The sequence below is a fragment of the Cerasicoccus arenae genome (genome assembly GCF_014651635.1).
GTDB lineage: Bacteria > Verrucomicrobiota > Verrucomicrobiia > Opitutales > Cerasicoccaceae > Cerasicoccus > Cerasicoccus arenae.
The window spans coordinates 41,597-55,545 of sequence record NZ_BMXG01000021.1 but is presented as its reverse complement, the minus strand read 5'-3'; the positions used below and the strand labels follow the sequence as shown (position 1 = coordinate 55,545).

Annotated in this window: 12 protein-coding genes; 5 read left to right on the top strand and 7 right to left on the bottom strand. The window is 53.0% G+C overall.

All coding sequences use genetic code 11. The features are described from left to right. Positions 1–28 precede the first annotated feature (28 nt). Positions 29–2,971 carry a valine--tRNA ligase gene (locus IE065_RS14665; RefSeq protein WP_189516427.1) on the bottom strand — a complete coding sequence of 981 codons (2,943 nt, stop codon included), beginning with the start codon at positions 2,969–2,971 and terminating at the stop codon, positions 29–31. A 72-nt stretch (positions 2,972–3,043) separates the two neighbouring features. Further along, complete coding sequence (locus IE065_RS14660) at positions 3,044–3,883, bottom strand: helix-turn-helix transcriptional regulator (protein WP_200163251.1); 840 nt, start codon at positions 3,881–3,883, stop codon at positions 3,044–3,046. Between the two features lie 76 nt (positions 3,884–3,959). Between IE065_RS14660 and IE065_RS14655 the strand changes: the two genes are divergently transcribed. Continuing rightward, on the top strand, positions 3,960–4,817 hold the full coding sequence (locus IE065_RS14655) for a phytanoyl-CoA dioxygenase family protein (RefSeq protein ID WP_189516425.1): 858 nt from the start codon (positions 3,960–3,962) through the stop codon (positions 4,815–4,817). Further along, positions 4,759–4,983: a DUF2314 domain-containing protein gene (locus IE065_RS18230; protein ID WP_268244968.1), complete on the top strand. Its 225-nt coding sequence runs from the start codon at positions 4,759–4,761 to the stop codon at positions 4,981–4,983. The genes IE065_RS14655 and IE065_RS18230 overlap by 59 nt, the downstream gene beginning before the upstream one ends. A 12-nt stretch (positions 4,984–4,995) precedes the next feature. Here the strand turns inward: IE065_RS18230 and IE065_RS14645 are convergent, their stop codons facing one another. From IE065_RS14645 to pcp, 3 genes are all read right to left on the bottom strand, one after another. Then, positions 4,996–5,817: an esterase family protein gene (locus IE065_RS14645; protein ID WP_200163250.1), complete on the bottom strand. Its 822-nt coding sequence runs from the start codon at positions 5,815–5,817 to the stop codon at positions 4,996–4,998. A 54-nt stretch (positions 5,818–5,871) separates the two neighbouring features. Further along, positions 5,872–6,831: an acetylxylan esterase gene (locus IE065_RS14640; RefSeq protein ID WP_189516421.1), complete on the bottom strand. Its 960-nt coding sequence runs from the start codon at positions 6,829–6,831 to the stop codon at positions 5,872–5,874. Positions 6,832–6,970: 139 nt separating this feature from the next. Beyond that, entirely contained in the window at positions 6,971–7,639 is a 669-nt protein-coding gene (pcp, locus tag IE065_RS14635) for a pyroglutamyl-peptidase I (RefSeq protein WP_189516419.1), read from the bottom strand. 93 nt (positions 7,640–7,732) lie between these two features. Between pcp and glnD the strand changes: the two genes are divergently transcribed. Together glnD and IE065_RS14625 are read left to right on the top strand one after the other, a co-directional pair. Then, positions 7,733–10,591: a [protein-PII] uridylyltransferase gene (gene glnD, locus IE065_RS14630; protein ID WP_200163249.1), complete on the top strand. Its 2,859-nt coding sequence runs from the start codon at positions 7,733–7,735 to the stop codon at positions 10,589–10,591. Positions 10,592–10,715: 124 nt separating this feature from the next. Continuing rightward, a complete protein-coding gene (locus IE065_RS14625; RefSeq protein ID WP_189516417.1) occupies positions 10,716–12,419 on the top strand; it encodes a GAF domain-containing protein in 1,704 nt (567 codons plus the stop codon). A 10-nt stretch (positions 12,420–12,429) separates the two neighbouring features. On the opposite strand, the gene panB is transcribed toward IE065_RS14625, so the two are convergent. Then, positions 12,430–13,206, bottom strand: a complete 777-nt coding sequence (gene panB / locus IE065_RS14620) for a 3-methyl-2-oxobutanoate hydroxymethyltransferase (RefSeq protein WP_189516415.1) — start codon at positions 13,204–13,206, stop codon at positions 12,430–12,432. Between the two features lie 72 nt (positions 13,207–13,278). On the opposite strand from panB, the gene IE065_RS14615 reads away from it, so the two are divergent. After that, the gene (locus IE065_RS14615) at positions 13,279–13,536 is read left to right on the top strand and encodes a hypothetical protein (protein WP_189516413.1); all 258 of its coding nucleotides are present in this window, start codon (positions 13,279–13,281) and stop codon (positions 13,534–13,536) included. A 3-nt stretch (positions 13,537–13,539) separates the two neighbouring features. On the opposite strand, the gene erpA is transcribed toward IE065_RS14615, so the two are convergent. Beyond that, positions 13,540–13,857 carry an iron-sulfur cluster insertion protein ErpA gene (gene erpA / locus IE065_RS14610; RefSeq protein WP_189516411.1) on the bottom strand — a complete coding sequence of 106 codons (318 nt, stop codon included), beginning with the start codon at positions 13,855–13,857 and terminating at the stop codon, positions 13,540–13,542. Positions 13,858–13,949: the final 92 nt, after the last annotated feature.

Below are 13,949 nucleotides of genomic sequence, written 5' to 3'. Positions count from 1 at the left end.
CGGGGGCGATCCGCGCCACCTAATACCATTACGCGCCCAAGCCAGCCTTGAGTTTACGCAGTTCCTCGGCCTTAGCCTTGTTATCTGCCAAAGTGGCCTTCACGCCGTCAATGACTTCGGCTGGAGCGTTGTTGACGAACTTGTCGTTACCAAGCTTGGCTTCCGCTCCCTTGATTGCCTTGTCGAGTTGGATAAGCTGCTTGTCGATCTTGGCGCGCTCGGCCTCGGCGTCCACGCTGCCCGCAAGATCAAGGTAAAGCGTGCCCAGCTTCGACACAACGGCGGGCATGTTTTGTACGTCGTCACGCGGCTCAATGGCGCCAGCGCCAGCAAGCTTACGGAGCTTTTCCTTGTGAGAATCCACGATAATGCGGTCCGCTTCATCGGCGATGAGGAAAAAGGTCACGTCGTTCTTGGCCGACAGCGTGTATTGCACCTTGAGCGCACGCGCCTGGTTTACGAAGTCCTGAAGTTTTTCAACTTCGATAATCGCGGCCTGGTCAAGGGTCACGCCTACAGCACTCAACTGAGCACGGAGGTCGGCGGCGGTCGGAATCTTAGTCTCGTGGATGAAGCCTTCGCCAAAGTCCAATGTCGACCACAGCTCTTCCGTAATGAACGGTGTGATCGGATGCAGCATCTGAATTACGCTGCGCAGGCAGAGGTCTTGAATGGCCAAGCAGTTGCCGCGAAGAGAATCCGACTGCGCCTTGGACTTCGACACCTCGACATACCAGTCGCAAAAGTCATTCCAGAAGAAATTATAGAGAGTATCTGTGGTGCGGTTGAACTCGAACGTCTCGAAAGATGCATCGTAGTCCGCCAGCGCATCCAGTAACTTGGCCAGAATCGCGTGGTCGTCAGCGTCGAACTTGTCGAACTCAAGACGCTCCAAGATGCTCTTTAACTTTAATTTTTTTCCTTTAATCTGTTCACTCCCTTCAGGCTCATTCATGAGCCGGAAGCGGCACGCATTCCACAGCTTGTTGCAAAAATTGCGACCCGACTGGATGCGGTCTTCGGAGAACAGAATGTCCGCGCCCTTGGGAGCAATCATCAGCATGCCGAGGCGGAGGCCGTCCGCGCCGAACTTCTCGATGAGGTCCAGCGGGTCGGGTGAGTTACCCAGCGATTTCGACATCTTGCGCCCCTGCGCGTCACGGATGATACCGTTGAAAATAACGTTCTTAAACGGCACTTCGCCCATGAACTCCAAGCCCGCCATGATCATGCGCGCTACCCAGAAGAAAATAATGTCCGGGCCCGTCGCGAGCGCTTGTGTGGGATACCAGAACTTAAGTTCTCTAACTTTTTCATTCTGTTCTGAATCTGCTAACTTTTCCAGTTCGATAAATCTGTATTCTATCTTTGGTCCGGCTCCATCGCCCTTAGCGAGGGAAATATCCCGCACATAATCCGGATTACGTGAATCCGGTCTCAAATTCTCCACCATCCCAGCAAAAACCTTTAACCGAACATCTTGCAGATATTTTTCAGATACGATCTCTCCAACTTTCCGAAATCTGAGCTTACCTTCATAATCAGGATTGAAAACCGCGTAAGGCCACAGCCAACTAGAAGCCCATGTATCGAGCACGTCCTCTTCTTGCTCCCAATTTTCAGGGTCATTTGGGGGAAAGACAGATACCCATACCTTCGACTCGTCACGTAAATCTTCATCAGTTAGATTTTCACGATCTACACCTTTCGCGTACCAAACGGGGATGCGGTGGCCCCACCAGAGTTGGCGTGAGATGCACCAGTCCTGAATGTTGTCCAGCCAGTGTAGGTAGGTCTTCGTCCAGCGCTCCGGGTAGAACTTGATCTTGCCGTCGCGGACAACCTGTTTCGCTTCCTCGATCTTCGGATACTTCATCCACCACTGATCACTGAGGCGCGGCTCGATTGGCACATCGGCGCGCTCGGAGAAACCGACGTTGTTCTCGTACTTCTCGCGCTCAACGAGCAGGCCCATTTCCTCAAGCATAGTCGCGGCGAGCTTGCGCGCTTCAAAGCGATCCTTGCCGTGGAGTTCGGGGGTTTCAGGGCAGTTAATTTTACCATCCGGCGTAAGCACATCGATGACTTCGAGGTTATGGCGTTGGCCAATCTCTAAGTCCGCGCGATCGTGCGCCGGGGTGACCTTGAGCATGCCCGTGCCAAACTCCATGTCGACGTGTTCGTCGAGCACGAAGGGGATATTGGCCTGTGGGAACGGGCGCACGGCGTGCAGACCGTGTAGGTGCGTATAGCGCTCATCCTTGGGATTGAACGCAACGGCGGTGTCGCCCATCAACGTCTCGGGGCGCGTGGTGGAAATTTCTACAAACTCGCCCGGACGCTCGGCAATAGCGTACTTCATCTTGTAGAGAAAGCCCTTTTGCGGCTTCATGATCACCTCTTCGTCCGAGAGCGCGGTGAGGCTCTTTGGGCACCAGTTGACCATACGCTTGCCGCGGTAGATGTTGCCCTTGTGGTAAAGCTCGACAAAGGCGGTCAGCACGGCGCGGGAGTAGCCCTCGTCCAGCGTATGAACGGTGCGGTCCCAGTCGCAGGAGGCACCCAGCTTCCGAAGCTGCTTGAGAATAATGCCGCCATGCTCATCGCGCCATTTCTTGGCTTCTTCCACAAAACCTTCGCGCCCAAGGTCCCACTTGGACTTGCCCTCAGCACGGAGCTTTTTCTCGACGCGGGTCTGCGTAGCGATGCCCGCGTGATCGGTGCCTGGCACCCAAACCGCAGCCTTGCCCTGCTGGCGTGCACGACGCGTCAAAATATCCTGAATGGTGTTGTTCAGGATGTGACCCATGTGGAGGACCCCCGTCACATTGGGGGGGGGGATGGTGATCGCGTGCGGCTCGACGCCGGGCTCGGTGGGCAGGACGCCCTTAAAGCACCCGGAGGCTTCCCATTGGGCGTACCACTTTTCTTCTACGGCTTGAGGTTCGTAAGCTTTGGCTAGGTCGGACATGGCTCTAATTTGAAAACGGGCAAGTGTGGATTGATCAGGCCAAGGGGCAAGCTGGTAATTTTGGCTGTTTGATCAATCCAGCTCACTGCGATAGGCTCGGGGGGATTTGCCCATGGCCCGGCTGAAGACCGTACTGAAGTAATTGGAGTCTTGGAAGCCGCACACAAAGGCGATGTCGGTAATCGGTTGGTTGCTGGATCGCAACAGTACGCATGCACGGTCCAGCCGGTAATCCCGCAAGATGTCGGTAAAGCGCGCGCCGCAGCCGAGCAGAACCTGTTGGCCGAGGTAATTCGGGTGCAGCTGGAGCTGCTCGGCGTAGGTCTGCAAATTCACCGCCTTGTGGTAGTGCGTGGCGATGTATTGCTCGGTCGCTTTTCGGAAAAACTCCCGGCTCGGGTTACGCTTGCGCATGAGCGCACCGTCAGTGTCTTTCTCCGCCAAGGCCAGGAGGAGAAAATCGCGCAGCATGGTGCCGTAGAGATGCAGTTGCTCCTGCTTCTCGGCGGTAATGCGTTCCAACGGCGGGCCGTCGTATTGCTTGCCTGCAATGCTGGCCAAGGGCTTGTCGCCAAGAAAATGACCAAGGTAAAAAATCGCCACGACCTCGCCCCGCCAGATCACGGGAAAGGCTGAATCCCAGACGCCATACCGGCAACAACCCGAAAAAGGTGCCTGCATCGCCCGAGCCTTAGCCTTTGATTTTTCTTTATTCTGGGCACAGCCGACTTTGCGATTATGGAACTTAGCAAACAAACAGAACGCGCCGTAGTGGTAGTATTGCTCGGCCCGCAACCGTAGTTCTGGAAAGTGTAAGGTGACACCTAACAGATCTTCCATGTTGACTGTGCTGGCTGTTTGGCGCGCAATGCGATCCATCAGGCGCGAGATATCCGTGGAATCATCAACCATCTTATCTTTGAATTTTAAAGGTATTATGGTTAGTAATTTAAAGGCGTAAACCTCTAATATGCCTTATGATTGGCGCATGATTACTCAAGCAATCGAACCGACTTCCACCAAAACCGAAACGCTGCCCGGCTGCCATGCGCTGACTGCTGAGCAAAAGGCTTCCTTTGAAAATAACGGCTTTTTTGTCATCCGCGGGGCCTTGAGCGACGCGGAAATCGAGCGTTATCTGGCGATTGTGGATCGCGGCGACCAAGAAATTGCTTCGCACGTGAAGGGAGCGCGCCAGCCCGGCGAAGCCTTGGAGCTGCGCAATGCAGTGGAATTCGACCAGTCCATTGTGGAGCTGATGACGCATCGCTCCGCGTTTCCACAAATTCTAGACCTGATGGGACCCGCCATCGGCTTGACGACCAGCCACATGCTCATCCGCCCCCCCTCGCCCGCCGTTAAGCGCGAGGAAAAAGTGGTCGGCTGGCACCGAGATGGGCCGAACCCTCGTCCACTCGCAGTAAACGGCATCGAGCCTTGGCTCTACACTAAGATCGGCTATTTCCTGACCGACACCATGATCCCCGACGCCGGGGCGCTCAGCGTAGTGCCTGGCAGCCATCGCTACGGCGGTACGCCACCGCAGGTAACCGGAGAGGTTAACCCCTCGGGCACGTATGAAGTCACCATGAAGCCCGGTGATGCGGTTATTTTCGAAAACCGTGTCCTACACGCCGTCGGTCCGAACTACTCGGCCATTTCCCGCAAGAATTTCTACTTTGGCTATTGCTGGCGTTATCTCCGGCCCATCGACTTCACGACGCAGCCGGAATCCGTTCTGGCTTGGGGCGATAAATACCAGCGGCAGCTCATGGGAGAGGCAGCCAGTGCCCTTGAATTTTATTTACCCGGCCAGACCCATAACCCGTTGGCTGATTGGAAGTAATTCCAAGCGAGAAGAAGTCAGCGACTGGATGTATTTGCAAGACGGACACCTGAGAGGTGGCTACACCATTGCAGCGCTCATTTACGGCACTCCAGATCAAGAGGGGGTCACCAAGTCGATGGGTATAGACTGGTCGAAGTATAAATTCCTGAAAGACGTCAATTAAGATTCGATTGAGCTAGACATATACGTCCGTCATTCGGCGCCAGTAATACCCGCGGTGGGCTTCTTCATCCCAAGTGTGAAGCTGGTGCGGAATGGACTTTTTGCGCAGCGCAGTGCTCATCGCGAGGTTGTTTAGGAAAAAGGCGTCCTCTCGGCCAATGACAATCTGGATGTCCATCCGGCGCAGTGCTTCCAGAATGTTGTGGTCACGCAAATTCGGGATAAAGTGCGAGGGCGTGTGGTAATAGACATCTTGGTCGTAATAGCCATCCAGCAAGTCACGGAAGCCATTCATGTGCTGGGTCAAATCGAATCGCCCGCTGAAAGAACAAAGCTTGCAGAATAAATGCGGGTGCCGAAAAGCGATATTGGAAGCATGAAAGGCACCCAGACTACACCCGTAGGAAATGACAGGCGGACCGGGGTTGAGGATCTTCATCAGCGGAAAAACCTCTTGGAGGATGTACTCTTCGTAAAGCATGTGCCGCTGGATGCGCCCCTTTGGTTCTGCCCACCAGCAGTAGAAGCTTTCGCCATCGACTGAATCGACGCAGTAGACCTGCAGATGACCGGCGGCGATCTTATCCCGCAGACGGTCGATAATCCGCAGGTCCTCATATTGGAAAAAGCGCCCGCCTGCGGTGGGAAACATTAATACCTTCGTGCCTGCGTGACCGAAAACGAGCAGCTCCATATCGCGATCCAGTCGCGTGCTGCGCCACTTGTGATACTCCCGCTTGATTGGCGGGCGCGTATCAACTGGTGCAGTTTCCTTGCCCCTCGCACCACCCTGACGCGTAACAGACTTAGGCTTTGTCCGAGTAGAAAGGGACATCGTTTTGGATTTGGCAGTCTGAGCGATGTTGTTCATTGCAGAATCAAGGTGGTGTTAAAGGTCTTGGAAAAAAGCTTCGATCTCAGCCATAATTTCGGCACCCTGCTGTGCCTCATTGTCATAGGCAAAGTGTCCGGCGTCCTGCACATACAGCTGTTTCGGGCCCGCAAGCGCGTTGTAAACAGCGAACTGGCCTGGTGGGCAGACGTTGGGGTCAAATAGCGCACAAACACAGTGCACTGGTATCTTGATGTGGGTCGCAGCGACAGCAGCATCGTAAAACGGCAAAGTCTTCTCCGCCACACCAGGATACTTTTTGACGAATTTGCGGACGGATTCACCACTACCAGAGGTGGGCATTTTTAGTCGCAGCGGGTGATTTCCAAAGGTCGGCACACCCAAGTGAGCTTTCTGAAAACGATCATCCCATGGCAAAGCCAACGCACCCACGCCTCCGCCAAAGCTGCTGCCCAAATAGCCAAGATGGCCCTCAACTTGCGGATAAAGATTCAGCAGGACAGTCGCCGCGAGCCAAGTGTCCTCCACACAACCGCGGATCACATAGCGAGTGGGCTTGTCGATGTCATGCGTTACGTGCCAATGAGCTTCCGGCGAAATGGGCGGATTGGGACTGCGACTTTGCCCCCTCATGCAAGGGAAGATGATCGCCGATTCTTTAATGGGAAAATGACAATCCCCTTGCTCGCGCCCACCATAGCCATGACCCATGACAAATCCGCGGCGAATGGGGCCTTTGGCCGGAACGACCAGCCAGCCGCCAATTTTCATGCCGTCAGTCGAAGTGTAATAGATATCATACAGGCGACAACCATTCTCTACGAAGCCGGTGTCAATAATGCGGGCCTTCGGAGCAACCTTCATGGCAGCAGCGTAAGCGCCGCGCCAGAAGTCCGAAAATCCGTCCACTTCCGGGGGACAGTCGATTTCCAGAAGAGTCTCCAGCGTATAACCATACGTCGGATCATAAGGATAGGAATGCTTCGTTGGAATCATCGGGCTAAAAAAGTAAGTTTCCCGCCAGAAAGCAACTTCACGGCAAGAAATTTGCCACCCGTAAGCACATATGCTACCAAATCGTAAAGTTCAGCAGTGGTTTTTTGCTAAAAAACCCGCTTTGTCCATCAGTTGATCGTTAAATCTGTAGCCTTGATGAAATTGGAGCATCAATATCAGTTGCGTGCGCAGCAGCAGCAACGATACCTGCCTTGAGCCCGGCAATTTGGGTCTCCAACGCCATGCTGGGTAGGCCAACGTTTTTATCGAGTGCGGCAGTAGCTGGTAAGGATGGCAAGTGGACCCAGCCCGCGCGAATCGGAAGTTTCTTTTTTGAGATATAGTGCAACACGCTATACATTAATAGGTTACATCCGAAAGTCGCCGCAGTGTCCGATATATCCGCTGGCACGCCTGCATCGCGCATTGCCCGGACCATGGCGCGTAGAGGAACCGTCGCTGGATAGGCGTAGGGTCCGTCAGGCACGATAGCTTCGTCCTGCGGCATATCGCCCGCTTCATCACCAAATCCATAGCGAGTAGCGTCAATGAAGTTCTGAGCCACACGTTCGACAGTAATCATAGTCCGCCCATTGTATTCGCCCATCATCAGGACGATGTCCGGCTTATCTGCATCAATGGCGTCCGTTACACAACCAGCCATTTGTTTGAAAACAGATGGGGCAATGACACTACGGATGCTTGCCCCCTCCAACTGAACCCCATTGAGGGCATGTGCAACTTCGCCAGCAGGATTTGCATTACTTCCAGCCCAATCACCAAAACCAGTTAAAAGAATTTTTTTCATGCATCGGTACGTTATCGGCTATGCAATTTGCATCAAATTCATTCATGATAAATATTTAACCCATACAATGTACAACCGATAGCATTTTCCCCGTTGAAATTACGATACGGGTATGCCTCTGTAACGAAACGATTGATTAACTCACTACAGGACCCGCTCTTTCGCCGCATTCGACTACATGCGGAGAAACGTCTGGATTTCACACCCGACACCCCCCCCGGTGAGCGACTTCGTCAACTCAAGGAATACCTACGCCTTGAGCAAGAGATGCTGCACCGCTATCACGAGAAAGGTGATGGCGGACTCCGCGTGGCCAAAGCGCGGACCATAATGATCGATATTCTTATCGAGTATCTGTTCAAAAACGCCCTCGCGATCTACGAACGTAAATTTGGCCCCCCCCCCTATCCCGTCGCCATGTTGGCTCTCGGTGGCTATGGCCGCGCAGAACTTTGCCCGCTCAGTGACATCGACGTGATGTTCCTTTACCCCAAAAAGGTGAAGCCCGATCTGCTCAAGCCGCTTCAAGAAGTACTCACGGATCAAATCCTCTACCCGATGTGGGATCTTAACCTGAAAATCGGCCATTCCAGCCGAACGGTTAAGGAAGCCATTACCGAAGCCAAGGCTGACCAACAAACACTCAACGCGCTACTCGAAGCACGCCTGATCTACGGTTCCAAAGAGCTCTATGATGAGTTTGAAAAGACCTATCGTCGCTATTATCGACGGGCAGATCACCGGGCCTACGCTAAGGAACGTCTTGAAGATCAAGCAGCGCGGAGAGAGAAATACGGCGGCAGCGTTTTCCTTCAGGAACCCGACATCAAGAACGGTGTGGGTGGCCTTCGCGATTACCAAAACATCCTGTGGATGGCCGAAGTGCGCCTAGGAAAAGGCTCGCTTGACACTCTCGTGGAAAAAAAATTCCTGGGCGACCAAGAGCGCAAGCACTTGATCCAAGCCTACGATTTTTTGCTTCGCGTCCGCAACGAGGTACACTTCAACAGTAAGCGCCCCAACGATCAACTCAGCCTGGAGGCACAACCCGGCATTGCCTGGGCATTAGGATACAAACAGCGCGATATTTTCCGCCGCGTGGAAGCATTCATGCAGGATTACTATCGGCACGCCAACCGCATCTACCAGCTCTCCAAACTGCTGGAACAACGGCTTGCTCTGAGTGAATTAGGGCCGAGTCGAGGCTACTCATTCCAGGCAGTCATCGACTCCCGCCGCATCGATCGCCAAAAGGAATTGGATGGCTTCCTGATCAGTCCCAAACAGCTCTCCAGTCAGGATAAGGACGTCTTTATCCAAGACCCTACACGGATGATCCGCATGTTTCGCTATCTCCAGCAATATGATCTGGAGCCGGATCTTGATTTGCGGGTCCTCTTGAGCCAATCGATCCATATGATCGACGCTAAATTGATGCATAATGAGTCAGCCAACCGTACGTTTCGCTCAATTCTCCAAACCCGCGGTAATGTCTACCCCACCCTGCTGCTCATGCACGAGTCCGGTGTACTTGGACGTTTCATACCGGAATTTGGTGACATCACCTGCTTAGTCCAACATGAGTTCTACCATCGTTACACTGCCGACATTCATACGCTGAGCTGCATCCGAAAGCTTGACGAAGTTTTCCGTGAAGATGGCGTTTACACGCCCAAATATCACCAGGCTCTACTTAAAACCGAAACCCCCGCGCTTCTTTACCTGATTCTTCTGGTTCATGATTTGGGTAAGTCCGATGGTATTCAATCACACTGCATTAATGGCGTCCGTGTGGCCGAACCGATCCTCAAAAGACTGGGTATCGATGAGAAAAGACGGAAAATAATTTTAACAATCGTCGAGAATCACCTCGAAATGGCACGATTCTGGCAAAGGCACGATATAGATGACCCTATCACCGCCGCACGATTTGCCGATATTGTTGGAGACGAAGACACGCTTCGCTATCTCTATGTGCACACCTACTGCGATGCTGCGGGCACTGCCAGCAGCCTCTGGAACAGCTACAAGGACTCCCTCCACGAAAGCTTATTTCGGGCCGCGCTGGAAAACCTACACCATGAACCCGACGCCATGGTCAAACGACGAAGGGAACGCAAATCGATGATCTATCGCGAAATTATTGAACGGCGTTTGCAGGGCATTGAAAAAGATCAGATTGATGCACATTTCAATCTCCTCCCTGAACGCTATTTTATCCACAACGATGCGGATGACATCATCCTCCACATTCGAATGGTGCATGAACTGCTCAAGACCATTTCTGAGGCAGATAGCATTGGCTCACTCGTCCCAGTTGTTGATTGGAACAATGATGAGGATCAAGGCCTCACCGTTGTCAATGTTGTCACGTGGGACCGCGCTGGCCTATTTTACAAGCTAGCCGGAGCACTCACAGTCGCCGGGGTAAACATCCTGAGCACCAAGGCAATCTCCAGAAATGACCACATTACCATCGATACGTTCTACGTCGTCGCGCCTGATGGTGGCGTAGTGCAAGACAGTAAAGCAGAGGTAAACTTCCGCAACCATTTGGAACAGGCGCTTCTCCATAACGTTGACCTAATGCCTGCCATTAAGGAACAGGCGCACAAGCTGGCAACCCAGTTTGGTGCCACCAAAACCAACCGACTACGTGCGCCGATTCCGGCTAAGGTCGAAGTCTACCATGAACTCTCGCTCAAGCGCACCATTGTTGAGGTTCAGGCCAATGACCACCTTGGGTTGCTCTATCAATTGGCCTACGCAATTTTCAAACATGGCTACGACATTGGTTTTGCTCGTATTTCGACCGAACGCGGTGCAGCGTTGGACACCTTTTACATCGAGCCCACTCGACCGATGGCGATCAGCAACGCCGACACCCTCGTACCCCTGCGCGATGAAATCGAACGCATCATAGCACACGACGAATTTGAGGCCGCAGGCTGATTTGAATAGCCCACTGGTTAGTAAGTTGGTTGGTTCATAAGTTATAGAATAATCTGGTTCGCCATGTGGGCTTCAGGTTCTAAACTTACGGACTTCTTTAACCAACGAACTCACAAACTGCCGAATGAATTCCGCCCCGCCCGAACGCTCTGTGATTGATTCCCTCTATCGGATCAGCCGACTGGTCAGTGAAACTGAGGATGCCCGGGAGGCGCTTGAAACCATTTTACAGGAACTCGTCGACGTGCTCGGAGCATCCAGCGCATCCGTTGCCCTGACCAATCCCGACACCAATCTGCTGGAGATTGAAGTAACCCGCGGACTCTCGATTAACAACAGTCAGTTCGCCCTTCCACTCGGCATCGGAATCACCGGTTGGGTTGCGTTGCATGGTCGACCATTGTTGGTGCCAGAGGTCCATAAAGACCCCCGCTACGTGCCGGTCAAGGCCTCGATTCAATCTGAAATGGCCGCTCCAATGTTAGTTGATGGCTCGCCAGTGGGTGTAGTCAATGTTGACAGTGATCGGCCAAATGCGTTCACCGAGCGTGATCTTAAGCTACTTTCCTTGCTAACGATTGAAGCCACATCTGTGGTTAGTCGACTATGGCTCATCCGGCAACTTAAGGATAAGGCACATCAACTTCAAACACTGCTGCGCATTGGTCAACTACTCGGCGGTAAGCGTGAGCTAAAGGACATCCTGAACTCCATTACACGCGAATCACGCAAGCTCATGCCTTGCCGAATTTGCGCGATTTATCTGCTGAACGAAGATCGCACACGACTTCAACTAGAAGCGGTTTCGGGCACCGAAGGCCCAATCGATTATCAAGAAGAACTTTCCCTGTCTGAGACCGCCGTCGGGGTCGCCATTGACCGCCGAAAGCAGGTCGCCATCCAAAACCTGCCTCAGACTGAAGAGCACCATTTCATTGAGCTAACTCAAAGCGCCGGCTTATCCTCACTATTGGCAACCCCAATTATTTGCGAGAACCAGTCAATCGGCGTGCTCAATGCCTATACCGACGACCCTCACCGCTTCAACAATGATGAGCGGCAACTCTTCTCAAGCATGGCCTCCATGGGGGCAGTTGCCATCCAGAACAGCCAGCTCTATGCTCGTGTATTCCAAAGTGAGGAAAGCCTCCGCAAGAATGAGCGCTTGACTACCCTAGGTCTGCTCTCAGCCGAGATCGCACACGAAATCCGTAATCCACTGACCGTTATCAAGCTGCTTTTTGACTCGCTCACCTTAGACTTCGCTGAGGGTGATCCGCGCCGTAAAGACACGCAAGTAATCACTGAGAAGATCATCCAGCTAGAGGAAATCGTAGGCCGGGTGCTATCTTTCGGGAAAAGCCGCACTGAGATGCACGCGCTCTACGACCTGAATACATTGGTCGAAGAAACAGTCTTGCTCGTCCGTCTCAAAGCAGAGCAAACCGGCGTTGATCTCGTCTTCCAATCCGCTGAGCAGTCTCTACGCGTAGAAGCACACAAGGGCCAGATTCAACAGGTGGTGCTGAACCTCGTGCTCAATGCGTTCCATGCCATGCCTGACGGCGGCAAAGTCATCGTAACCGTCGCCAAAGATGAAAATCTCGATACTCCCAAAGGGAAAGTAATTATCAGCGATAATGGCCCTGGCGTCCCCGCAGCACTACGCGAGCGCATTTTCCAGTCGTTCCTCTCGGGTCGTCCAGAAGGTTCCGGTCTGGGCTTGGCGATTTCCAAGCAGATCATCAACAGCCATCGCGGAAAAATCGAACTCGTCGAAACCGGGCCACAAGGCACCACGTTTCAATTTTCACTACCGCTGGCGTAAGGCCTCCTGATCATTCGGGGAATTTCCGTTCCCGCACCTCGGTCGCATATTGAGCCAGCGCCTCCACGGCAATGCTCCGCAAATCGACGAACTTTTTGGCAAAGCCCGGATACTTGCCAGCATTAAGCCCCAAGGCGTCAGATATAACGAGAACTTGGCCATCAGTACCCTGGCCAGCGCCAATGCCTATTGTCGGAATGCTGATCGCTTCAGTAACCGCTGCAGCAGTTTCGAAGTCCATCATCTCCATTAAAAGAGCAAAAGCTCCAGATTGCTCCCATGCCCGGGCTTCGTCGATCAGTATCTGGCGCTCCGCGGCGCTCTTACCAAATTTACGGTAGCCGCCGAGCTGAAGCACATCCTGCGGCTTCAGACCAATGTGGCCCATAACAGGGATCCCTGCCTGAGCAACCGAAGCACACTTTTCGGCAATCAATTTCCCGCCTTCAATCTTTACGCACTCAGCGCCGCCTACTTGGAGCAGGCGGGTACAGACATCCAGCAAGTAGTCCGTGGAATGACCAGCCACCGCAAACGGCACATCGCACATCAGCAGAGCCGAAGGCTTCGCTCGCGCCACAGCGGCGCAATGATGAAGCATGGCATCAACCGTTACGGGAATTGTGGACTCATAACCCAAAGCAGTGTTTCCGAGCGAATCACCAACCAGGATCATATCCACTCCAGCCTCCGTAGCGAGCTGCGCCGTGATGAAGTCGTATGCGGTCAGGACCACAATTGGACGTTTGCCCTTGAGTTGCCGAATAGTTTGCGTCGTTGTTTTCACAAGTATAGAAAAACTGGATTATTACGATTCAACCGCTCGAAGACACGGAAATAATTTCTCCTCGCCCTATCCATGTTCAACCACTTCTTTCGCTGGCTCTATCACCACCGTCAACGTCAGGCGGCGCGGGATCGATTGCAGGGTAGACGGAAGCTGCTCCCGCAGTTTCGGCGTTTTTCCAACAGCGCCTTTGAGCGTGCAACCTTCGGTAAATACGATCCGGGTGGAGTTAGCCGCTGGAAAGCTGCGCTAGTCTACCTGCCAGTTGGCGGCTTTATACTTTGGATGGCGATTGAAAGTGTTCGGGCGCTGAACATGTTTCAGCCCTAGCCTTTAATTAAACGATTTCCCACAACCGCAAGTGCTGGCAGCATTGGGGTTGTTGATCTCAAAGCCTTTGCCGTGGAGACCATCATCGAAATGAATGTTACAGCCGTCCAAATATGAAAAACTGGCCGGGTCGACAATGAAATCAATTCCTTGATCGTTCAGGCACTCGTCATCTTCCTTCGGTACATCAAAGGACATTCCATACTCAAAACCTGAGCAGCCGCCAGCTTCAACAAAGACGCGTAAAACCTTTTCAGCGGCGTCCTGCTGGGCGTGCAGCTTGCGAATTTGTTCGGCGGCGGATTCAGTAAGATTGATCATTCCAACAATTTGGCCGAACCAAGCCCCAATGTCAAATTCGGAGCTTCAACAAGGTCACGAGCAAGAAACGTGCACATTTAAAAATTTCCCGC

Bases quoted from the DNA above. Each gene is read 5' to 3' on its own strand.
- IE065_RS14625 (WP_189516417.1), top strand. From the start codon at position 10,716: ATGAATTCCGCCCCGCCCGAACGCTCTGTGATTGATTCCCTCTATCGG.
- IE065_RS14615 (WP_189516413.1), top strand. From the start codon at position 13,279: ATGTTCAACCACTTCTTTCGCTGGCTCTATCACCACCGTCAACGTCAG.
- IE065_RS14655 (WP_189516425.1), top strand. From the start codon at position 3,960: ATGATTACTCAAGCAATCGAACCGACTTCCACCAAAACCGAAACGCTG.
- IE065_RS14640 (WP_189516421.1), bottom strand. From the start codon at position 6,831: ATGATTCCAACGAAGCATTCCTATCCTTATGATCCGACGTATGGTTAT.
- erpA (WP_189516411.1), bottom strand. From the start codon at position 13,857: ATGATCAATCTTACTGAATCCGCCGCCGAACAAATTCGCAAGCTGCAC.
- IE065_RS14660 (WP_200163251.1), bottom strand. From the start codon at position 3,883: ATGGTTGATGATTCCACGGATATCTCGCGCCTGATGGATCGCATTGCG.
- IE065_RS14665 (WP_189516427.1), bottom strand. From the start codon at position 2,971: ATGTCCGACCTAGCCAAAGCTTACGAACCTCAAGCCGTAGAAGAAAAG.
- IE065_RS14645 (WP_200163250.1), bottom strand. From the start codon at position 5,817: ATGTCCCTTTCTACTCGGACAAAGCCTAAGTCTGTTACGCGTCAGGGT.
- pcp (WP_189516419.1), bottom strand. From the start codon at position 7,639: ATGAAAAAAATTCTTTTAACTGGTTTTGGTGATTGGGCTGGAAGTAAT.